Annotated in this window: 22 protein-coding genes; 20 read left to right on the top strand and 2 right to left on the bottom strand. The window is 42.2% G+C overall.

Translation table 11 applies throughout. From position 1 onward, the window contains the following. Nucleotides 1-470 precede the first annotated feature (470 nt). The 10 genes from G5B11_RS10395 to G5B11_RS10355 all read left to right on the top strand — a co-directional run bounded on the left by G5B11_RS10395 (nucleotide 471) and on the right by G5B11_RS10355 (nucleotide 9,852). Nucleotides 471-998 (top strand): phospholipase D-like domain-containing protein, encoded by a 528-nt coding sequence (locus G5B11_RS10395; protein ID WP_173728016.1) that lies wholly within the window; start codon nucleotides 471-473, stop codon nucleotides 996-998. Further along, nucleotides 970-1,323 carry a DEAD/DEAH box helicase family protein gene (locus tag G5B11_RS19585; RefSeq protein ID WP_317258468.1) on the top strand — a complete coding sequence of 118 codons (354 nt, stop codon included), beginning with the start codon at nucleotides 970-972 and terminating at the stop codon, nucleotides 1,321-1,323. The genes G5B11_RS10395 and G5B11_RS19585 overlap by 29 nt, the downstream gene beginning before the upstream one ends. After that, nucleotides 1,250-2,815 (top strand): DUF3427 domain-containing protein, encoded by a 1,566-nt coding sequence (locus G5B11_RS10390; protein WP_244092975.1) that lies wholly within the window; start codon nucleotides 1,250-1,252, stop codon nucleotides 2,813-2,815. Before G5B11_RS19585 ends, G5B11_RS10390 begins: the two co-directional genes overlap by 74 nt. A gap of 21 nt (nucleotides 2,816-2,836) precedes the next feature. After that, the gene (locus tag G5B11_RS10385) at nucleotides 2,837-3,238 is read left to right on the top strand and encodes a (deoxy)nucleoside triphosphate pyrophosphohydrolase (protein WP_158422610.1); all 402 of its coding nucleotides are present in this window, start codon (nucleotides 2,837-2,839) and stop codon (nucleotides 3,236-3,238) included. A 183-nt stretch (nucleotides 3,239-3,421) separates the two neighbouring features. Further along, nucleotides 3,422-3,877: a ferritin-like domain-containing protein gene (locus G5B11_RS10380; RefSeq protein WP_158422609.1), complete on the top strand. Its 456-nt coding sequence runs from the start codon at nucleotides 3,422-3,424 to the stop codon at nucleotides 3,875-3,877. A 154-nt stretch (nucleotides 3,878-4,031) separates the two neighbouring features. After that, nucleotides 4,032-4,694: a response regulator transcription factor gene (locus G5B11_RS10375; protein ID WP_158422608.1), complete on the top strand. Its 663-nt coding sequence runs from the start codon at nucleotides 4,032-4,034 to the stop codon at nucleotides 4,692-4,694. Further along, nucleotides 4,687-5,775 carry a sensor histidine kinase gene (locus G5B11_RS10370; RefSeq protein ID WP_173728014.1) on the top strand — a complete coding sequence of 363 codons (1,089 nt, stop codon included), beginning with the start codon at nucleotides 4,687-4,689 and terminating at the stop codon, nucleotides 5,773-5,775. Before G5B11_RS10375 ends, G5B11_RS10370 begins: the two co-directional genes overlap by 8 nt. Nucleotides 5,776-5,892: 117 nt before the next feature. After that, nucleotides 5,893-8,268 carry an ABC transporter permease gene (locus G5B11_RS10365; RefSeq protein ID WP_173728012.1) on the top strand — a complete coding sequence of 792 codons (2,376 nt, stop codon included), beginning with the start codon at nucleotides 5,893-5,895 and terminating at the stop codon, nucleotides 8,266-8,268. Between the two features lie 20 nt (nucleotides 8,269-8,288). Next, the gene (locus tag G5B11_RS10360) at nucleotides 8,289-9,050 is read left to right on the top strand and encodes an ABC transporter ATP-binding protein (protein WP_173728010.1); all 762 of its coding nucleotides are present in this window, start codon (nucleotides 8,289-8,291) and stop codon (nucleotides 9,048-9,050) included. Nucleotides 9,051-9,255: 205 nt separating this feature from the next. Further along, the gene (locus G5B11_RS10355) at nucleotides 9,256-9,852 is read left to right on the top strand and encodes a YitT family protein (protein ID WP_330603120.1); all 597 of its coding nucleotides are present in this window, start codon (nucleotides 9,256-9,258) and stop codon (nucleotides 9,850-9,852) included. Nucleotides 9,853-9,866: 14 nt separating this feature from the next. On the opposite strand, the gene G5B11_RS10350 is transcribed toward G5B11_RS10355, so the two are convergent. Then, nucleotides 9,867-10,406, bottom strand: a complete 540-nt coding sequence (locus G5B11_RS10350) for a helix-turn-helix domain-containing protein (protein ID WP_173728008.1) — start codon at nucleotides 10,404-10,406, stop codon at nucleotides 9,867-9,869. A 454-nt stretch (nucleotides 10,407-10,860) separates the two neighbouring features. Between G5B11_RS10350 and G5B11_RS10345 the strand changes: the two genes are divergently transcribed. From G5B11_RS10345 to G5B11_RS10305, 9 genes are all read left to right on the top strand, one after another. After that, the gene (locus tag G5B11_RS10345; protein WP_158422602.1) at nucleotides 10,861-11,277 is read left to right on the top strand and encodes a hypothetical protein; all 417 of its coding nucleotides are present in this window, start codon (nucleotides 10,861-10,863) and stop codon (nucleotides 11,275-11,277) included. A gap of 44 nt (nucleotides 11,278-11,321) precedes the next feature. After that, nucleotides 11,322-11,534 carry a hypothetical protein gene (locus G5B11_RS10340; protein WP_158422601.1) on the top strand — a complete coding sequence of 71 codons (213 nt, stop codon included), beginning with the start codon at nucleotides 11,322-11,324 and terminating at the stop codon, nucleotides 11,532-11,534. Nucleotides 11,535-11,835: 301 nt separating this feature from the next. Continuing rightward, nucleotides 11,836-13,170 (top strand): ATP-binding protein, encoded by a 1,335-nt coding sequence (locus G5B11_RS10335; RefSeq protein WP_173728006.1) that lies wholly within the window; start codon nucleotides 11,836-11,838, stop codon nucleotides 13,168-13,170. An 86-nt stretch (nucleotides 13,171-13,256) separates the two neighbouring features. Further along, nucleotides 13,257-13,904 carry a cyclase family protein gene (locus G5B11_RS10330; protein WP_158422623.1) on the top strand — a complete coding sequence of 216 codons (648 nt, stop codon included), beginning with the start codon at nucleotides 13,257-13,259 and terminating at the stop codon, nucleotides 13,902-13,904. Nucleotides 13,905-14,097: 193 nt separating this feature from the next. Continuing rightward, entirely contained in the window at nucleotides 14,098-15,102 is a 1,005-nt protein-coding gene (locus G5B11_RS19445; protein ID WP_244092974.1) for a PD-(D/E)XK nuclease domain-containing protein, read from the top strand. 232 nt (nucleotides 15,103-15,334) lie between these two features. Beyond that, complete coding sequence (ftsH, locus tag G5B11_RS10320; protein ID WP_173728004.1) at nucleotides 15,335-17,164, top strand: ATP-dependent zinc metalloprotease FtsH; 1,830 nt, start codon at nucleotides 15,335-15,337, stop codon at nucleotides 17,162-17,164. Next, nucleotides 17,161-17,703 carry an HdeD family acid-resistance protein gene (locus tag G5B11_RS10315; RefSeq protein WP_158422922.1) on the top strand — a complete coding sequence of 181 codons (543 nt, stop codon included), beginning with the start codon at nucleotides 17,161-17,163 and terminating at the stop codon, nucleotides 17,701-17,703. The genes ftsH and G5B11_RS10315 overlap by 4 nt, the downstream gene beginning before the upstream one ends. A 95-nt stretch (nucleotides 17,704-17,798) precedes the next feature. Continuing rightward, nucleotides 17,799-19,085: an L-cysteine desulfidase family protein gene (locus G5B11_RS10310; RefSeq protein WP_173728002.1), complete on the top strand. Its 1,287-nt coding sequence runs from the start codon at nucleotides 17,799-17,801 to the stop codon at nucleotides 19,083-19,085. Continuing rightward, a complete protein-coding gene (locus G5B11_RS10305; RefSeq protein ID WP_173728000.1) occupies nucleotides 19,082-19,720 on the top strand; it encodes a transglutaminase domain-containing protein in 639 nt (212 codons plus the stop codon). Before G5B11_RS10310 ends, G5B11_RS10305 begins: the two co-directional genes overlap by 4 nt. Here the strand turns inward: G5B11_RS10305 and G5B11_RS10300 are convergent. Beyond that, complete coding sequence (locus tag G5B11_RS10300; RefSeq protein ID WP_173727998.1) at nucleotides 19,707-20,918, bottom strand: MFS transporter; 1,212 nt, start codon at nucleotides 20,916-20,918, stop codon at nucleotides 19,707-19,709. The two genes, G5B11_RS10305 and G5B11_RS10300, sit on opposite strands and share 14 nt — an antisense overlap. Nucleotides 20,919-21,056: 138 nt before the next feature. Between G5B11_RS10300 and G5B11_RS10295 the strand changes: the two genes are divergently transcribed. Next, the gene (locus G5B11_RS10295; RefSeq protein ID WP_173727996.1) at nucleotides 21,057-22,427 is read left to right on the top strand and encodes an MATE family efflux transporter; all 1,371 of its coding nucleotides are present in this window, start codon (nucleotides 21,057-21,059) and stop codon (nucleotides 22,425-22,427) included. Nucleotides 22,428-22,437: the final 10 nt, after the last annotated feature.

Here is a 22,437-nt window from a genome sequence, read left to right as displayed (position 1 = left end):
TGAGCAAGAAGCCCCCACTTCAAAATTAGAGATTTAAGTGGTGGGAGTATGTCACTGTTGCGATGTTGGTCAGACACGATGAAGATGGGAAATATTACTTATACGATATCATGAAAATAAAAAAAAGAAACGAGCAATCTTTTCCAGTCAAATGACCTTACTCAGTAACAAAACCCATTTCTTGATTATATGATACATTGAACAGTATTAAATGTCAACGAAAAAAGCATAAGAGAAATCTCAATGAAAAGCCAGCCTAGCTATTCATCGGAAAGACCATAGAAAAGACAGGTTCAGATACAATGATCAACCTTAATATGTTCGAACCAGTTTTTTATTGTTACCGTTTCGTTCGGTTGTCTTTGTCATGCATGCTTCATGGATATTCAATGACAAACTCTCTCCTATAAGGTATAATACTAAGCAAAGTATTTGTTTTGCTCATTACGGAATGAGAGGGAGATTTTTCAATGGATGCGAATGTGATCAATGAATTGCAAAATGGCTTAAGTGCCGCTTATATAAATGGTTCCGTGGCGGCAAATCTGGCGTACAAGCCAGCATTTGTGTCGAATAATCCAGAAGAAGGGAAGAAGGTAATTTCATCTGTGGAGGATGAATTGCTGCGCTGTGATCAGTTTCAGATCAGTGTTGCATTTATCACAATGGGTGGTGTGACTCCGCTTCTTCAGACCTTAAAAGAGCTTGAAGAAAAGGGGATTAAGGGGCAGATTCTTACAACCAATTATCTGAATTTCAGCGAGCCGAGAGCACTTGAAAAACTCAATGGATTGAAAAATATTACGTTGAAAATGTATGACGTGGAAGCTGCCGGAAATGGCTTCCACACGAAGGGATATATTTTCAAAAAAGAAGAGATTTACCGGATCATCATTGGAAGTTCCAATATGACAAGTGCGGCGCTGACGGTTAATAAAGAGTGGAATACAAAACTGATTTCTACGGAAAATGGAGAAGTCGCAGAGGAAATCGTATGAAAAGGTATTTGACAGACGTGTTACCATGGGCCTTGTGGGTGCCGGTTCCTATGAATATGAGAAAGACTATGTTTTTGCAACAGTAGAAACTTTGAATAGAGATACACATTTGTTTCAGTACAAGCCGGATGATTTTGATTGCATTATTTTGGATGAAGCACACCATAGTTCTAACAACATCTACACCAAGGTCATTAATTATTTTAAACCGAAGCTGTTCTTGGGCATGACAGCTACTCCGGACAAACGGGATGATAACCAGGACGGTAAAATTATCACGAAAGTTCAATGCACTGGGATACCGTACAGTTGCATTAAGTGGTAATGACAGTGAGGAGATACGCCAGGCGGCATTTGAAAGAGTGGCCATGGATGAAGCTGCTGCAACAGAGGAGATGCAGCCTCTGGATTATATTTTCTCCTGTGACATATTAAATGAAGGCGTGGATATTGTTGAAGTGAATCAGGTTATTATGCTTAGACCTACACAGTCGCCGATTGTATTCATTCAGCAGCTGGGACGAGGTCTGAGAAAAGCACCGGGGAAAGAATATGTTGTTGTTTTGGATTTTATCGGGAATTATAATAATAATTTCATGATACCGGTGGCATTATCAGGGGATCGTTCCTATAATGCAGATGTGATCCGCAAGTACGTGATTAGTGGGAATAGTACAATACCAGGGGCATCGACCGTTCATTTTGACCAGATCTCCAAGGACAAGATCTTTAAGTCCATCGACAGGATTAAAGGTATGAAAGCCTTGATCAAAGAAAGCTATATTTCTTTGAAGAATCGATTGGGACGGATTCCGCTTCTGTATGATTTCTATGAGAATCAGGAAATTGATCCGTTGGTGATCATTAGAGAATATAAAACGTATGATGCTTTTATGCAGGCTATGGAAAAGGAGAAATACAAGAATTGTTTAAGTGAACAGGAAAAATTAACACTGGAGTACTTGTCTAAAACGGTTCTCTCAGGAGTGCGTCCAGATGAGCTTGCAATACTTGGTCAGCTTCTTCACAAAGATCAGATCGAGATTGAGGATTTTGCAGAAGAATACAAAAAGAAGTTTGGATTTGAGGTCAGCATAGCACAGGTAAAGGATGCTGTTCAGGTGCTGCAGGGACATTTTGTGAGTAAAGAAGCAGAATATCAGAAATTCAGTCTGATCGATATCCTGGAAAGCACCCGGCCTGGAATGATCCAAAGAGTGCAAAGCTACGCTGAAAGACTTACACACAGGCAGTTCTATACACAGGTGGAAGATATTATAAAGGTTGGTATTACCAGATATCAGGAGAGGTATCTTCCGGGAAGGAGTGCGGACAATCCCTTTGTGCTATATGAAAAGTATTCCAGAAGGGATGTCAGTCTGCTTATGAACTGTGGGAAGGATCTTTCCTCTATCATGTATGGTATGAAACGAATTAAAGACGATGTTTTTATTTTCATTACCTATCATAAAGAAGAGAGCCAGGATGAAAAAAATTATGTGGATGGAAAACCGGATTACGCAGATGCATTTGAGGACAATCTGATCTTTAAGTGGGATTCACAGATTGGAAAAGGTCTGGACAGCTCTTATATGCAGGATGTGCTTGGAGCTGCAAGAAAGCATTTACTTGTGAAAAAATCAGATGCGGAGACAAGTTTTTATTACATGGGACAGTTCGATATCGTAAAAGCCTTAAATGCACAGAAAGAAGATAATCGTGGACGTATGCAGCCAATCACAAAGGTTACTATAAAAATGCATCATGCAGTGCGAGAGGATTTGTTAAGATACTTGCAGTCTAATATTACGGCATAAATAGTTAGAGGTATTCAATAGATGAAAACAATAAAAGTAGTAGCAGCAATTATCTGCGACAATATGAAAGAGAAAAATAAAATATTTGCAACGGCAAGAGGCTATGGTGAATTTAAGGGTGGATGGGAATTTCCGGGAGGAAAGGTAGAAGCCGGAGAGACACCACAGCAGGCTCTTGCAAGAGAAATAATGGAAGAACTGGATACAGAAATCAAGATTGGTGAATGGGTGGATACGATTGAGTATGATTATCCCAGCTTCCACCTTTCTATGGATTGTTTTTGGGCGGAAGTAACAAAAGGCCATCTTGAGCTAAAAGAAGCAGAAGCTGCAAAGTGGCTTACCAAGGATCAGTTAGACAGCGTTGCTTGGCTGCCGGCAGATATCTCTTTGATCAATACGATTGGGAAGTATATGAAATAATCGAACTGGTGGAGCAAAATATAACAAGCTCCTTAACGATCGAGAAACTTAAGATTCTTGAAACGGACTTAGTCGCTTTATTACAAAGAAAATGAATAATTACTATTTCTGGGGCGCATAATATCATCATGAATCATACAAATTTATCACAGGTTTTAAGACCTGTGGGAAAGAGGCAGAAAGATGATATTAAGTGACAAAGAGACAACTGTGATCAAAGATTTGCAGACACAGGAGCAGTCCTGTGTGGAAAAATACCAGAGATATAGTAAGCTTGCCAAGGATCAGGTACTTGTTGACCTGTTTACAGACCTGCAGGGAAAAGAGCAGAAACATTTAGATTCGCTCACACAGGTATTGTCTGGAAGAGTACCTTCCTGTGATTGCAATGACTGTGCGGGGAAAGATTATCAACCAACCGCTACGTACAGTATGGCACCTTCAGAGGATAAGAAGGCAGACAGCTTCCTTGCAACCGATTGTATCGGAACAGAAAAACTTGTTTCTTCCACTTACAATACGGAAGTGTTTGCGTTTGGAGATCCAGGTGTGAGAAAACTTTTGGCAGATATCCAGATCGAAGAGCAGAACCATGCGGAGATGCTTTATAAATATAAAACGGTCAACAGCATGGCATAGTGGATGTGTAGAAATAACCCGGCTGAATTTTCAGCCGGGATTTATAATGCTGTGGTATCGGGAATGATCAAACATTTTGTTGACTTTTGGCTGGCAGATGTATAATCTGTATATCAGTTACAAGACATGACTGAACCACAGGAGGGAGAAACAGGTGCCGGATATTATTATTGTAGAAGACAACATAGAAATCGGGACACTGTTATGCGATTTTATCAGAAAAGAGAATTATACCGTAAGTCTTGCAGAAACAGGGGAAAAAGCCCTTGACATTTTTGAAAGGTACGGCGCCAATCTGATCGTGCTGGATATCGGCCTGCCAGGAGTGGATGGTTTTTCTGTCTGTGCCAAAATACGGGAGACTTCCAATACCCATATTCTCATTGCAAGTGCCAGGACAGATAAGGAAAGTACATTAAAAGGCTTGCAGATTGGAGCGGATGACTACATCGGCAAGCCTTATGATATTGATATACTGATGGCAAAGATCAATGGGATCTTCAAGCGGAAATATGCGCTGGATGAGCTTGTGTGCGGCCATCTGAAGCTGAATAACGTATCCCAGACCATTACTGTGAATGGAAAGCCTGTGAATGTTACGGAAAAGGAATTTCAATTACTAAAGCTGTTGGTCGAGAATAAAGGAACTACTCTAAAGAAGGAATACCTGTTTAATCGTGTATGGGGCAGTGACAGCGAATCCGAGCTACAGACCCTTACTGTTCACATTAAATGGCTTCGTAAGAAGATTGAGCAGGATCCGAAGGATCCAAAGCATATTATTACTGTGTGGGGGACTGGGTATCGATATGAATGAGTATAAAAAATTTGCAAGAAGATTTCTTGGACTGGAACTGGTTTTCATTGGGATTGCAAACCTGATTTACTACATATGGATTGCAGATCCTGAACCAGTGATCCGGAAACTACAAGAAAAAACAGATACGATCTACAAGGTTTTTTATAATCGGACAGACTACAGAACATGGATCCTTATGGATATTGCCCTGGGAATCTTGTTTTTCATGTCTGTTTTTTTAGTGACTTATATGAAGAAAAAAATAATAAAACCTTTTCACAGAATGGAGCATCTTACAGAGGAACTGGCAAAGGGAAATCTGTCCATGCCGATTCCGGCAGAGAAAAGCCAATACCTTGGCAGATTCCTATGGGGAATGGACATGCTGCGAAATACTCTTGAGGATAATAAAGAAAAACAACTACAGTTGCAAAAGGAGAAAAAGACTCTGATCCTGTCTCTTACACATGATATCAAGACGCCTTTATCTGCCATCCACCTGTACGTAAGAGTGCTGGAAGAAGGGCTTTATACAACGGAAGAAAAGTGTGTGGAAGCATATCATGGCATTGAGAAAAATGTAAAAGAGATCGAAGATTACGTAAGTGAGATTACGGAAGCTTCCAGGGAGGATTTCCTGCATCTGACAGTAGATCCAGGGGAGGTTTATCTTTCAACTGTGATAGAAGCGATTCGGATGCTTTATGAGGACAAACTGGGACAGCTGCATGTCAGCTTTGGAATACAGGCCTATACAGACTGTTTATTAAAGGGAGATCCTGACCGGCTGATCGAGGTATTGCAGAATCTCCTGGAAAATGCGGTGAAATACGGGGATGGAGAAAGAGTTAATCTCTCTTTTGGAGAGGAAGAGGATTGTATATTGATTCATGTGCTTAATTCCGGCTGTACACTAAAAGCAGAAGAGCTTGTGAATCTGTTTGATTCTTTTTATCGAGGCAGCAATGCCGGTTCAGCCAAGGGATCCGGGCTGGGGCTTTATATCAGCAGGCAGCTGATGCGGAAAATGGATGGGGAAGTATATGCGGAAATCCAGGAGCAGGATTTTGTTGTAACTATGGTTGTGCGAAAGGTATGACCGGTGTAAAAAGCAATGATTAAGATAAAAATAGTTACTGAACAGCAGGCATTTAAGGATTGTTTAATAAATTCTCCTGTAAGATGGGTACATCAAACAAAGGGAGGAAAATCCAGGATGTTTTTTCGTATTTTGAAAAAAGATTTAAAAAGAAAAAAAGTGATGAATGCTGTCCTTCTTTCTTTTATCCTGCTGGCTGCCATGTTTGTGGCAAGCGGACTCAGTAATGTGGTCTCTGTTATGAACGGAACAGACCATTATCTGAAAAAGGCCGGGATCGGGGATTATGTGGTGATCTCCATGGGAGAAGAAAGCAAGACAGCGCTGGAAGATGTGTTGCAAGGAAATGATGATATCAAAGAATGCCGCATAGAACCTGTGATCTGGGGTGTTAAATCCAATCTGAAAAAAGCGGACGGAACAAAGATCGAAGCGAAAAATTCAGTAGTTTTCCAGGCTTTGGAAGACAGTCAGCTGAAATACTTTGATAAAGACAACAAACAGATCACAGAAATCCAGCCCGGGCATGCCTATGTAACCGGGGATTTCATGGAAGAGAACGATCTTAAGACAGGCGATAAAATTATGGTTACACATGACAGTGTATCTTTTTCTGTAACGCTGGACGGCACAGCAAAGGATGCGCTTTTCGGTTCCCCTATGATGCAAAACAGACGGTTTCTTTTCAGTCAGACCGACATGGAAAAGCTGTTTGCAAATGATAATGTGCGAAGCAGATATCAGGGGCAGGTGTGCTATATTGACCTGGCAGATGGTGCACAGGAGTCGGATCTGGCATCCTTGATCTCTGAAGTACCAGGAGTTATGTTTTCTGGTGCATATTCCATGATAAAAACCACTTATGTGATGAACATGATCGTAGCATTTACAATACTGATCTTAAGTGTGTGTCTGATTCTGATCTCTTTTGTTGTGCTGAAATTCTCCATTACTTTTACTATTTCCGAGGAATTTCGTGAGATCGGGGTTATGAAGGCAATTGGTATCAGCAATTTCAGAATCCGCAGCCTGTATCTTGCAAAGCATCTGATAATGTCAGTGGTAGGAGCCGGGGCAGGGCTTTTGCTCAGTGTTCCTTTTTCAAAGCTGCTTTTGCAGTCTGTAAGTAATAATATGGTACTGGAAGCAGATAACCATTTTCTTCTGTCAGTGATTGGCGCAGTTCTAGTGGTAGGTGTGATCCTTCTTTTTACATTCCGGTGTACGAAGCTGGTGAAAAAGTATTCACCTATTGATGCTATCCGTTCCGGTGAGACAGGGGAGCGCTACAAGAAGAAATCCCCGTTCAGGCTTGGGAAAAGCCACAGAAGCACCAGTACATTTCTGGCAGTGAATGATATATTCAGTGCACCGAGACGGTATATGACTATTATCATTGCCTTTTTTATCTGTACGCTGTTTGTGCTGGTATTTGTGAATGTGAGTGCAACCCTGCGAAGTGATACTTTTGTTACAACCTTCGGAAAACGAAGTGATCTGTATTATCAGGATCAGGAGACCGGGATCAACAGCATGACCCAGGATGGGGAAAAGCAGGTAGAAACATATCTGGCTGATCAGGAACAACTTCTGGCTGATGATGGAATGCCTGCAAAGATGTGCGTGGAAGCATTGTATAAATATAAGGTGCGGGTAAAGGATAAAGATTATTCTCTTTCCTGCCAGCAGGGAATCCATACAAATGCATCAGAGTACGAATACACGGAAGGGGAGGCACCTGGAAATAAAAATGAAATTGCCATCACCCCTACTATTAGCAACCTGACAGGTGCGAAACTTGGAGATACCATGTCAATTGATTTTGGGACAGAAACCGTTGATTGTGTGGTGGTGGCATATTTCCAGAGTATGAATCAGCTTGGACAGGTGATCCGGCTTCATGAGGATGCACCTACAGATTTTAGATATCTTTCAACTTTGATGCCTTATCAGATCAATTTCCAGGATGATCCTCCCGCAGAAGAAATTGAAACTCGTAAAGAAAAAGTAGAAAAGCTGTTTGAAATCGATCACGTGATGAATGCAGTGGAGTATTGTGATGATATGATGGGTATAGCATCTACTGTGGAGGCTGTACAGTATCTTTTGCTTGGTATTACAATGATCGTGATCCTGTTGGTATGCGTTCTGATGGAACGGTCATTCCTTGCAGATGAAAGAAGTCAGATCGCTATTTTGAAGGCTATTGGCTTTGGCAACTCCAGGATCATCGGATGGCACATTATGCGGTTTGGAATAGTTACATTATTTGCAGTGCTGCTGGCTGCGTTATGTTCAGTTCCTGTAACATATCTGGTTGGCAATCCGCTGTTTGGCATGACAGGAGCCGGAAAGGTTTCATTTGTGATCAGTCCGTGGAAAATTTTTCTTATGTATCCGGTGATCATTTTCTTTATCACATTCCTTGGGGCAGGGATTACCGCCCTGCATATCCGGAAGACCAGAAGCAATGATACAGCAAACATCGAGTAGCAAAAAGGGAGGAAATCAAAATGGCAGCATTACTTTGTGCAAAGAATCTTTGCAAAACATATGTTATAGATAAACGACAGAACAACGTACTTAGAAATGTAAATCTTCAGGTAAATGAAGGAGATATGGTGGCGATCATGGGTCCTTCGGGTTCCGGAAAATCCACGCTTTTGTATGCAATATCCGGGATGGATCGTGCAACAGGCGGACAGGTGCTTTTTGAAGGAAAGGACTTGACTACTCTTAGTGAAAAGGAACTGACAAAGCTTCGGCTGGATGAAATGGGATTTATTTTTCAACAGATGTATATGATGAAAAATCTGACTATCCTGGATAATATCATACTTCCGGCTGCAGAAAGCAAAAAAACAGATGAAAGCAGAAGCCAGAAGCAAAAAAGAGGAGAACAGCTGATGCGTAAGCTGGGTATTATTGAAATCGCTGATAATGATGTGAATGAGGTATCCGGCGGACAGCTTCAGAGAGCCTGTATCTGCAGAAGTATGATGAATCAGCCAAGACTGCTGTTTGCAGATGAACCTACAGGAGCTTTAAACCGTACCTCTTCCAATGAGGTAATGGACGAACTGGTAAAACTGAACCGGGAGGGTACGACTATTGTAATGGTTACACATGATGCAAAGGTTGCCGCTAGATGCAGCAGGATCCTTTATATTGTAGATGGCAATATTAAGGGAGAATATACCCATCCGGAACATCTTACAGCTGAAAAGGAAAGGGAACGTGGATTAAATAACTGGCTGATGGATCTGGGCTGGTAGGATAAAAGAATCAATAATCGGTTTTTGCTTGACGATTTGGTCATGATAGGGGATAATAGTCTTTACACGCTCTGTCATGTGAGGAGTATTTTTGCTGCTCAGAAAGATAGGGCAGCGAGAAATAACAGAAAAGATTGGTGAGTAAAAATTGGGATTGAGGGAAAAACTTTTTAAAGATATCAAAATTAAAAATTGCATCATTGCTGTGTTGGGCAGCACGTTTCTGGCCTTTGGCCTTTATCATGTCCATTCACTTTCCGGGGTGACGGAAGGAGGCGTGATTGGTCTGAACCTTTTGCTGGAGCACTGGTTTGGCATATCGCCTGCGGTTACGAATTTTGTAGCCAATGTGATCTGCTATGCGTTAGGATGGAAAATACTGGGACGTATATTTCTTGTCTATTCAGGTATAGCCACAGTAAGCTTTTCTGTGGCATACCGTATCTTTGAACAGTTTGAGCCCTTATGGCCTCAGCTTTATAACATGCCTTTGGTGGCATCTGTCGTAGGAGCAATATTCGTAGGTGTTGGAGCAGGGGCATGTGTAAGGATCGGAGGTGCTATTTCCGGAGATGATGCCCTTGCAATGGGAGTATCCCATTTAACGGGCCTTAAGGTACAGTGGGTGTATCTGATCAGCGATCTTGTGGTGCTTATGCTGTCTATCAGCTATATTCCACTGAAGCGGATCGGGTATTCACTTCTGACGGTGATCATATCCGGACAGCTGATCGGAATCATACAGGATTTTGATATAAGTAAATTAAGATCCAGGCAAGGAGATCCAAGGCAATCGGATTGATGGAGAAGGGTGGTTTAATTACCGCCCTTTTTTGACTTTAATTTTAAGTTTTCTTTTTCTCTGTTTAAAAGCTCTATGTTAAGGTTATTTTCTCCTGCGGTTTTGTCTACCCACAGATTTAGGGAATCAATGGCCAGGGAAACTTCATCCAGCTTTTGGCTGATATATGCAAAATCATGGATCTCATCGTCCGTGACTTTCCCGTCTCTGGCAATCTGGATCAGGCGGCTGGTAAGAGGATTGATCTCATTCAGACTTGCAATGGTTTCCAGGATAATGGTGGAGAGCTCGGAAACCTCAATCTCAGGTACATATCTGTCACCAATGGTACACTTGTGGGAACAATAATAGTTGCACAGATCCGGCCGCCTGTAACAGTCAGCCATCTGGACGATATCATATGGCGTAGGATCCTGCAGTTCGTATTCTATTTTTTCAATTCTTGAAGCCGATACACCGATCATTTTTTCGCTGGCTTTTTCACGGGTCAGTCCCTGCTCTTCGCGGCAGACCTGATAAATTGTTTTATTCTCACGGGTAGATTGCTTCCCCATACTGGCTCCTCCCTATATCTCCAAAACAGAGAAATATGTGCTGTTATTTCAATAAAGCAGATGTATATTTTTGTGCTGTGTTTTATTATACTGGATTTATCAGTTGACGGCAAGGAAATAAAAAAGAAAGGAAGTATGGACGTTATCGAAAGAAGAAGGATGGTACGGATACTGGAAGAGATGAGACAAAATCCGGAATACAGCAACAGGCTTGGGATAAAAGATAAATCGGTTTTCAAGCCAGCACAATATGAAAGCAGAGGAAGAAGAAATGATAAAGAATGAATGGCTGATCGTAACTGTGGTTGGAACACTGGTAAGAATGATTTTATTTATGTAGGACGCATTACCAAAAGAAAGAAATTCAGAAAATGGATTTATTTCAGCAACAAACAGCGATATAATGTATGATATGAGCAGGAAGAAAAGGTAGTATACAATAAGGAGAATCATCATGGGATATGATATAGAAAAAGAAAAAAGAGAAGCCATTGAGGCAGGTCAGAGAGCATTACATAGCCTCCGGGCAGCACAGGATAATCTTTCAAGTGCAAGGAACTGGGGCTTGTGGGATATTTTTCAAGGAGGATTCTTTTCCAGTATGGTGAAGCAGTCCAAGATGCAGCATGCCAGACAGTGTATGGAACAGGCCAGATATGATCTGGATAATTTCAGCAGAGAACTGCGAGACGTAAGTATGATATATGACCTGCATATTGAAACCAGTGATCTTCTGACTTTTGCAGATGTCTTTTTTGACAATGCATTTGTGGATCTGATGGTTCAGGACAGGATCAACAAGGCGCGCAGACAGATTGACGAAGCCATCCGCAGGGTGGAAGATGTATTAAGGCAGCTGCAGAGATATTGATGATATTAAAAGATATTGAAGGATTTTAAAGGAGTGACACAGAGATGTTTACATTATTATTTGTTTTTTGTATGTTCGGTGTGTTTGGAAAACTGTTTTGTTTTGGGCTTAAGGCAGCCTGGGGAATTTCCAAATTTGTATTAAATATTGTATTTCTTCCTTTGATACTGATCGTTATGGTGGCAGGCGGACTGCTTTCAGTAGCATTTCCGCTGCTGCTCATTATCGGGGTTATAGGATTGGTTGCGTCCAGATAAACAGTGAAATGCAATACAAAAGGTAAAGTAAAATCATTAGACATCATAATCCGGAATAATGTGAGAGTGCATCGCATTGTTCCGGATTTTTGCGTGGAAATGGTTCGGACATATTATTTGCGGTATTGTTGGAATTACAAATAGAAAGTGCTTCTCTTGAATGATTTTATAAAAACGTGAAATACTACTGCAAAAAACGCATAAAAACGTGAAAAATCAGAATAAAAAGAAGATAAAAACGTGAAAACCAAATTGAAAAGAGACAAAAACGTGATATACTAACATCAGGAGGTAGCAGACGATGTATTTAAGAAGGAAAATAGACGATTATCTTTTAGCATGGAGAAATCGTGAGGATAAGCTTCCGCTAATTGTAAAAGGCGCAAGGCAGATTGGCAAAACAGAGTCCATTTTTCATTTTGCACAGAAAAATTATGAAAACATTGTAAGTATTAATTTTGTACTTGAACCAAAATACAAAACAATATTAAGTGATGGCTATGGGGTTAATGAAATTATAAAAAATATATCTCTGCTGGATCCATCAAAAAAATTTATTCAAGGCAAAACCCTGATTATCTTTGATGAATTGCAGGAAGTTCCAGATATTGCAACTTCTCTGAAAGCGTTTAAGCTGGATGGCAGATTTGATGTGATATGCAGTGGTTCTTTACTTGGAATTAACTGCAAGAAAATTCATAGCAACAGTGTTGGATACAAAACAGATTACGAAATGTTTTCCATGGATTTTGAAGAGTTTCTGTGGGCAAAGGGATATACAGAAATTCATATTGACAATCTTTTAAAGCATATGCAGGATGGAGTTCCATTTTCTGATACGGAATTAGCGGTTTATAAAAAGCTGTTTCTGGACTTCTGTGTTCTAGGTGGGATGCCGGCTGTTGTCAAAAAGTATATTGAAACAGGCACTTTTTCTGAAACATTGGAAATCCAAAGACAGATCCAGCTGGATTATGAGGAAGATATCCGGAAATACGCAGAGGGTCTGGATCAGACTAAAATTGTAAGTGTATATCGAAATGTTCCTGCACAGCTTGCAAAAGAAAATAAGAAGTTTCAGTTGAGCAAAATAGATAAAAAGGCCAGAAGCCGGGAATATATGGGATGTATAACCTGGTTGGAGGATGCGGGAGTAATATCCATATGTTACTGCTTGAACTATCCGGAACTTCCGCTGAAGGGAAATTATGATGAGTCAAAATATAAGATTTATTATCCAGATACCGGTTTGCTGATCGCATCCTTAGATGAAGAGGCGCAGGAAGATCTGAGAGCGAATAAAAATCTGGGAGTGTATAAAGGCGCTTTATATGAAAACTTTGTGGCAGAGGCCTTTATAAAACAAGGGCTAGGGCTGTATTATTATAAAAAAGAGAGTGCGACTCTGGAAGAAGATTTTTTTGTGAGAACGAAGGATGAACTGGTACCAGTAGAAGTAAAAGCAAACAATAATCGTTCAAGATCCCTGCGAAAGTTAATATCCAGTGATTCGTACAGTGATATTCATTGGGGGATAAAGCTGGCAGACAGCAACGTAGGAATTGAGGATGGGATTTGCACATTTCCATATTTCTGCACATTTTTATTGAAAAAATATTTATCAGGGAAATCATGACGAATAAGTTTTTCTCCACATCAGGCGCAAGACATGCTAAAATATGGTTAGATAATATGAGAGCACCTGAGGGAGGAGACATGAATATGAAAGTAATTGATCTGACACATACCATCCGGCCAGACATGCCGGTTTATCCGGGGACAGAGCCGCCCCAGTTTTTGCCTGCAAACAGTTATGAAAAGGATGGATTTAAAGAAACAAAGCTGTGTATGTTTACTCATACAGGTACACACATGGATCCACCGGCTCATCTGTATGCAGGACGGACCACCCTGGATCAGTTCACGGCAGAGCAGTTTATTGGAAAAGCACTGGTGATTGACTGCTGTGGCCTGAAAGAAGGGGAGCCTATCACAATGGCGCAGATTATGAAATATGGAGAAAAAAGTGCACAGGCTGATTTTCTCCTTTTTTATCTTGGATGGGATAAGCGCTGGGGAACAGACAGTTACTTCGGGGATTATCCCTGCCTGGATGAGCAGGTGATGCAGTATATTCTGGCTGGCAATTATAAAGGGATCGGCTTTGATGTGATCGGCCTGGATCCTATCGCAGATGAGAATCTGACAAGACATAAACAGCTTTTTAAAGAAAAAGAGATCGTGAATATTGAAAATCTGAAAAATTTGGAACTCTGTGGAGATGATCTGTTTTGGTTCAGCTGTTTTCCTTTAAAACTGGAAAACTGTGACGGATCTCCTATCCGGGCAGTTGCATGGTGGGAAAAATAAGGGGAACAGCGGGAATTTATGGCTGACAAGGCTTCAGAGATCCGAGGACTTGTATATGATGCGGTGAAAATGGGAGCGACATGGGACTGTCCATGTCTGCCTATACAAAAGCGGCAGAATATCTGCAGAAAAATATGGGAAAGGGGGATTTAAGGATAATAAGAATTTATCTTTCGGATTTCTTACCGGGATTTTGCGAGTAGCAAAAGAAAGCATCTTCAGTGGAATGAATAATCTTGCCATTTATTCTGTGCTGGATAATAAATACAGTTCTTATTTTGGCTTTACTGCTGATGAAGTAAAAAAGATGGCCGATTATTATGGGGCATCTGACAAGTATGATGAGATCTGTAAATGGTATGATGGCTATTGCTTTGGTAAAACAGAGATTTTTAATCCCTGGTCTGTCATTAATTATTTCAGCAATGAATGTGAACCAAGGGCCTTCTGGGTATCAACAGGAAGTAATGATATTATTGGTGAGATTCTTGGTGAAGCGGATGCAGAAATGTACATCCGTTTAACAGCGTTGCTTAACGGCGAAAGTTTTATCACGTATATTGATACCGGGGTGATTTATCCACAGATTAAAAATAATCCGTCAACGATCTACAGCTTTCTTCTCATTACCGGATATTTAAAAGCTGTGAGTACAACTTTATCTTTTAATGGGGATTTTATGTGCCAGGTGGCTTTGCCGAATCAGGAAATTGCGGTAGTGTATCGTAAAGAAATATTGCAGAAGCTTGAAAGGCTGATTCCCCAGCCTACTGCAATCCAGGTTCAGGAAGCAATTTTTACCGAAGACTGCAAAAAACTTCAGAAGTTAATCCAGACGATGCTGCTTCAATCTGTCAGTTTTTTTGATACAGCTGGGGAGAATTTCTATCATGGATTCATGTTAGGTTTATGTGCATTAGTAGGAGGTACATTCGCAACTTCAAACAGGGAATCCGGGGATGGCAGATATGATATCCAGTTAAAACCTTTAAGTAAAGGGCTGCCAGGTATCCTGATAGAATTAAAGGCAGGAAAAGACTGTACGGAAAAACAGTTAAAACAGCTTTCTGAGACAGCTTTACGGCAGATAAATGAGAATAAATATGATATAGATTTAAAAGCTGCTGGTATAGATCATATTTATAAATATGGAGTTGCATTTTGTGGCAAGAACGTGGAAATAGCTGTAGAGCTGTGAAAAAATATAGCTAAAATGATGTGGGGCAATGGCTTCAAGTATAATAAGCAAAGAGTATATATGCAAAAGTGCACATATGCTCTTTTTTTATGTCTTTTTTGTGCATTTGAGGAAATCTGTTTATTGAAAACCGGTAGCCTGTGCGATAGAATATAGAACAACCGGAGCAGGAGTTGAAAAATTACAGGAATTTCTGGCTCAGAAAGGAATAAAAAAGGAGGATACACAGATCATGAAAGAAGTGAAATCACCGAAAAAGCCGTTGATGTATTATTATGGGATCGTCATACTTGTACTGTTTCTCTTTAATCTGTTTGTTTCACCTGTTCTTATGGAACGTCAGGTGAAAGAAGTGGATTATGGAACATTCATGGACATGATCGATGATGGCAAGATCGGTAAAGTAGAAATTGAAGATAATCAGATCGTATTTACGAATAAGGATGAAGATAAGATATATAAAACAGGCGTTATGGAGGACCCTACCCTGACAGAGCGTCTTCATAAAAGTGGGGCAGAATTTACAAAAGAGATTGACACAACCATGTCTCCGCTGATGAGTACTCTGCTGACTGTGTTTCTTCCGCTTTTGATCTTTGTACTGCTTGGACAGTACATGAGCAAGAAGCTGATCGAGCAGGCAGGTGGTAAGAATGCCTTAAGCTTTGGAATGGGCAAAAGCAATGCAAAAGTATATGTGCAGTCAACAGAAGGAATCCATTTCAGCGATGTAGCAGGTGAGGATGAGGCAAAAGAAAACCTGGCTGAGATCGTAGATTACCTTCACAATCCTGAGAAATATACCCAGGTAGGTGCTGCAATGCCAAAAGGAGTTTTGCTTGTAGGCCCTCCAGGTACAGGTAAGACTATGCTGGCAAAGGCTGTGGCCGGAGAAGCGAATGTGCCGTTTTTCTCCATGTCCGGCTCTGAATTTGTGGAAATGTTTGTAGGCATGGGAGCTTCCAAGGTACGTGACCTTTTTAAGCAGGCAAAGGAAAAGGCTCCGTGTATTGTATTCATTGATGAGATCGATGCTATCGGTAAAAAACGTGATGGTCAGGTGGGCGGAAATGATGAACGGGAGCAGACTCTGAACCAGCTGCTTACTGAGATGGATGGATTTGAGGGAAATAATGGTGTGATCATCCTGGCAGCAACCAACCGTCCGGAATCCCTGGACCCTGCACTGACCCGACCAGGACGTTTTGACAGGAGAGTGCCGGTAGAATTGCCGGATCTCCAGGGCAGGGAAGCGATCCTGAAGGTTCATGCAAGAAAGATCCATGCATCCGATGATGTAGATTTCCATACTATTGCAAGAATGGCATCCGGAGCATCCGGTGCTGAACTGGCCAATATTATCAATGAGGCTGCCCTTCGTGCAGTACGAAGTGGTCGAACTGTAGTAGAGGAAGCGGATCTGGAGGAAAGCGTAGAGGTAGTGATCGCCGGATACCAGAAGAAGAATGCCGTGCTCTCAGACCATGAAAAGAAAGTGGTTTCCTATCATGAGATCGGTCATGCCCTTGTTGCTGCCCTTCAGACAAATTCTGCACCTGTACAGAAGATCACCATTATTCCAAGGACTTCCGGTGCGCTTGGTTATACCATGCAGGTAGAACAGGGGGATAAATATCTTCTGACAAAGCAGGAGATTCTGAACAAAATTGCCACCTTTACCGGCGGCCGTGCAGCAGAAGAAGTGGTATTTGGAGAGATCACCACAGGTGCATCCAATGATATAGAGCAGGCAACCAAACTGGCAAGAGCCATGATCACCCGCTACGGAATGAGTGAGGAATTTGACATGGTTGCCATGGAAACTGTAAATAACCAGTATTTGGGCGGCGATACATCTCTTGCATGTTCTTCGGATACCCAGAAAGAGATCGACCGCAAGGTGGTAGAGCTTGTAAGAAAAGAGCATGAAAAAGCGAAAAAGCTTCTGGAGGATAACCGGGAGAAGCTGGATCAGCTTGCAAAGGTTCTCTATGAAAAAGAAACCATTACAGGAGATGAGTTTATGCAGATTTTGAATGAAGAAGGAGGCGGACAGAAATGAGAAGACGTTCTGGTTTTGGATGGCTGGAATTTATTGAAGGACTTCTTTTGATCCTTCTGGGAATTTTTACCTGTGTACATCCTGGCAGTATTCTGGAAGGTTTTGTGATCTTGTACGGACTTCTGGCTGTGGTAACTGGTATCGGAGATCTTGTTTTTTATGTAAAGATGGAACAGCATATGGGATTTGGACCTTCTGTATCCCTGATTGCCGGACTTTTAAGCGTTATGGCAGGGTTTATGCTATTGGTACATCCGGATGCAGGAAAATGGATCATTGCGCTTTTAGTGCCTATCTGGTTTATCGCACATTGTATTTCCAGACTGTCCCATCTGAATATTGTACGCTTTGTGGCTGGTAATGCTTATTATTATTTCAGCCTGGTCATCAATACAGCAGGGCTGGTGCTGGCAGTGCTGATGATCGTAAACCCTGGATTTTCTGTTTTTTCCATTGGAGTGCTTATGGGAGTGTATTTACTGCTCCTGGGTATTGATTGCCTGATCACTGCGTTTTCAGATATTGGAGGCGGCTGGTGATTGTGTTATAATAAGGCCAGAGAAGGAGCCTTCAGGGCAAAGGGGAAGCCCTGATTTACCTAAGGTGATGGCCAATGTAACAGGAGGAAAATACAGTGGATGCAGTACAGTATGCAAATTATCTGGATATTCTGAAAAAGGAGCTGATACCGGCTATGGGCTGTACGGAGCCGATCGCAGTAGCTTATGCGACAGCAAAGGCAGCACAGGTGCTGGGAGAGTGCCCGGAATCTATTCATATCCGGTGCAGCGGAAATATTATCAAAAATGCAAAGGGTGCAGCAGTTCCTAATTCCGGCGGGATGAAAGGAATCAATGCAGCAGCAGTTCTTGGAGCTGTAGGTGGAGATGCCTCGAAAGAATTGGAAGTTCTGGAAAGTGTGACAGCCAATGACAGAGAAAAGGCAGCAGCACTCCTGGCAGATGGGATCTGTACATTTGCCCTGGCAGATACCACAGAGAAGATCTATATAGAAGCCCATGTGGAAAAAGGAATACATAGTGCAGTGGTAGTGATTTCCGAAACACATACTAATATTGTGCGAGTCCTAAAAGATGGGCAGGTTCTCTATGACCAGCTGAAAAATGATGGAAAGAGTACGGAAGAAGAAAGAAGAGAGCTTTCTGTACGTGGGATCCTGGAATTTGCAGACTGTGTACGTATGGAAGATATCCGTGATATTATTGGACGGCAGATCCGGTTAAATACAGCGATCTCTCAGGAAGGCTTGGAGCATCCCTATGGGGCACAGATCGGGAAAACCCTGGAGAATGCCTGGGGAGGTACAGTAGCTGCCCGTGCATGTGCCAGGGCGGCAGCAGGAAGTGATGCCAGGATGGGCGGCTGTTCCATGCCGGTTGTGATTAATTCCGGAAGTGGCAATCAGGGGATCACGGTTTCTATGCCAGTGCTTGTCTATGCTCAGGAATGGGATGTGCCGGAAGAGAAGCTGTATCGTGCACTGGTGGTGAGTAATCTTACTGCTGTGCACCAGAAATATTACATAGGGGGTCTGTCGGCTTACTGTGGTGCTGTATGTTCTGCCTGCGGTGTGGGAGCAGGGATCACTTATATGTATGGCGGTGATTATAGTCAGGTTTCGGCTGCGATCATCAATACACTGGGAAATGTTGGAGGCATCATCTGTGATGGCGCAAAGCCTTCTTGTGCAGCCAAGATTGCATCCTCGGTAAATGCGGCGATCATGGCCTTTCATCTGAGTATGGAAAACAAAAGTTTTCTTCCGGGAGACGGGATCGTGGAAGAGGATGTGGAACAAACCATTAAGGCTATGGGGTACATCGGACGGGTTGGAATGCGCCAGACGGATCAGGAAATCCTAAATGTGATGACCGGATGGTGGGATGCCGGATGCTCATGAAAAAGAAGATTTTAATATTGGTGTGTCTTTTAGCAGTATTGCTGGCAGGGGCAGATGTGGGAACAGTGCAGGTAAATGCTGCTGTCAGGAACAGGATCACAGGTACAAAGAGAAAAGGCTATGTGTATGTGGACAGAACCGGTACTGTGGTAAAGGCAGGAGAGATCCGCCAGGCCGTGGATTTTGTGTTGAAGAATTCATCAAGAAAGAATAAGACAAGGCAGCGACTGCGTCAGTGCTATGATGCACTGGTGAAATTTTCATATTTCCATATGGGTACGGAAGTGCCTACTGCCAGGAATATAAAATCTTGTGCCAGGTACATGTTTACCAGAAAAAGAGGCAGCTGCTACTATTATGCAGCGGCTATGGCATATATTGCCAGAGTATTGGGATATGACAGCCGGGTGGCAGTAGGCGGTGTTACGGCACGAGGTCCCTATGTGCAACTGTCACCACATGGATGGTGTGAGGTCAGGATCGGGTCCAGATGGCTGATCTGTGACTGCAGTATGCAAAGAGCGCATTCAGATCAGAATCTGTTCCTGGTGTCAGAGATCAGATATCCGTTCCGGATGCGCAGGGATAAAACTTATGCAATGACTGTGAAAAAGGGTAGGGTTATCTGGAAGTAGCTTCTGCAGGCTTCTCGGTAGCAAAAAGCATAAGCACTGCGCCGATGGAAGCGGCAGCTGTACCAAAGATCAGCATGGCAGAAACACCTGCCAGATCGATAAGCCAGCCACCCAGAAGTGCCCCAAGAACTGTTCCGATGGTGTAGGTCATGGTGAAATAGGCCTGGCCCTTGATCACATCCTGTGGCTCCATAATGGAGTTTACGTAATATACAGAGGAAACAGAAATCAAAGCCCAGCCAAAGGCCTGAAAGATCTGAATGATATAATATACAGTCATATTAGGGGCGAGCAGAGAAAACAGGGTTTTCAGCGCAAAGAAAATACCGCAGCTGCGGAACCATATATCACAGCGGATCTTTTTCTGCATATAGCCGAAAAGGAACATGGTAGGAAGCTCGATTATGGCAGCAAGAGCCATAGCGATCCCCATATCAGTGCTGGATCCTCCTTTTTCTACAATGACCTGATATGCAAAGCTGTTGATCAGCACATGGCTTACATACACCATGATAGAACCAAGCAGTACGATGGTAAATTTTTTATATTTGCGAAAGAAATACAAAGCACCGGATCCAGGTGCTTTTTCTGCTGCCGTCAGATTTTGTTGGTGTTCTTTTGGAACTTTCCGGAAAGGGAAAATCCACAAGGAAAAAAGAAAAAGAAGCAGCCCAATGGAAATGCTTGCAGGGATGGCTCTGATTCCAAATCTGTCTACCAGGATACCCAGAGTAGATGCGATCACGGCAGCAGACAGGGATCCCATACCTCTGCCAATGCCGAAATTCAGCTTTTTGCCCTGGTTCAGGCTTTCCATTCCCAGCGAGTTGACCATAGGGGTAAGCAGCTGTATAAGCACAAAGCAGCTTCCGTAAAAGATTCCAGTGCACAGCAGAGAACGTGTATAGAACAACAAAAATGCTGACAAAACAAGGGCAATCAGTGAAATAAAAATGCATATCTTTTTCAGAGATGGGCTGCTGTTCTTGTCGGCATAGCTGGCAACGGTTGGCTGCAAAAGTGCAGAAACAACGCCTGCCAAAGCGATGATAATACCAATCTGGGTATTAGTGAAGCCGGTATTCAGGAGAAATACGCTGGCAAAATTGGCCAAGGTAACAAAAACGATCCAGAAGAAAAACTGGATACAGGAATACCTGGGAGTCAGATTTGAAGGCTGTGTAGAAGATGAGAACATGATTGTATAACTCCTTTGTTTGTGATATGTTTATCAATGTGGATCAGGGTCAAAGGTCTTTTGCCCTACATTATTACAATTATAACATTCATAATAAAAATAGCAATTATATATAGAAAAAACAAGGGGAAAAGTAATATGAAGCGGGTAGATTTTGAAAACGGAACCATTACAAAAAACATCCTGGGTACAGCCATCCCCATGCTGGCAGCCCAGATTCTCAGCCTTCTTTATAACATCGTGGACAGGATCTATATTGCCAGGATCCCGGAAACAGGGACGAAAGCATTGGGAGCAGTAGGACTTTGCTTTCCGGTGATCGTGATCATTATGGCATTTTGCAATCTTTTTGGCAGCGGCGGTGCACCTCTTTTTGCAATCAGCCGTGGAAAAGGAGATGACCGGGAAGCCAGGCTGATCATGGACACATCCTTTACCATGTTGTGTGGCAGTGCACTGGTTTTGATGACAACTGGTCTTCTGGCGGCGAAGCCGCTTCTGATTTTGTTTGGGGCATCCCAGGAAGCGATTGGATATGCCCTTCCCTATATGCTGATCTATCTGCTGGGTACTTTGCCTTCGATGATCGCTACAGGAATGAATCCGTTTATTAATGCACAGGGATACGCGGTGGCCGGGATGTGCTCGGTGACAGTAGGTGCAGTATTGAATATTCTGCTGGATCCGGTTTTTATTTTTGTATTACATATGGGGGTCTGCGGTGCAGCGATCGCTACGGTGATCTCGCAGATTTTCTCTGCCTTGTTTGTAATCGCTTTTTTGCACAAAAAAGCAGAATTAAAAGTACGGCTCTTAAAGAAAAAAGAATTATCAGGATGCATAGGATATTGCAAAAATATTATCAGTCTTGGAACCGCTGGCTTTATTATGCAGCTTACCAACAGCTTGGTAACGATCTGCTGCAATAACGTACTGTCTGTAACCGGTGGCGATGTATACATATCCGTAATGACAATCATATCCAGTGTACGTCAGATGGTAGAAACGCCGATCTATGCATTGACAGAAGGGTCTTCTCCTATTATCAGCTATAATTATGGGGCCCACCGATCCGGGCATGTGCGCCGTGCGATCTTCACCATGAGTGTGATGATCCTTCTTTATACAGCGGTGATGTGGAGCGTGATCATTTTCTTTCCCAAACAGCTGATGAGCATTTTCAGTTCGGACCATATGCTTCTAGAAGACGCAATTCCAGCACTGAAACAGTATTTTTCAGCATTCATCTTTATGGATTTTCAGTATATGGGACAGACTGTATTCAAATCTCTGAACAAGAAAAAACAGGCTGTATTTTTCTCTATTCTCCGTAAGGTTGTGATCGTAGTACCACTTACTTATATCCTCCCTTATCTGCTGAAGATGGGTACAGATGGAGTTTTTCTGGCAGAACCGGTATCTAATGTGATCGGCGGCAGCCTTTGTTTTCTTACTATGATTTTCACTGTATTTCCGGAGCTGAAAAGAATGGAGACAGAGGGAAAATAGAACTTGCATC

Source organism: Blautia glucerasea (genome assembly GCF_013304385.1).
GTDB classification, from domain to species: Bacteria; Bacillota; Clostridia; order Lachnospirales; family Lachnospiraceae; genus Blautia_A; species Blautia_A ammoniilytica.
Note: the sequence above shows the minus strand (reverse complement) of the source record. Positions and strands in the feature narration are given on the sequence as shown.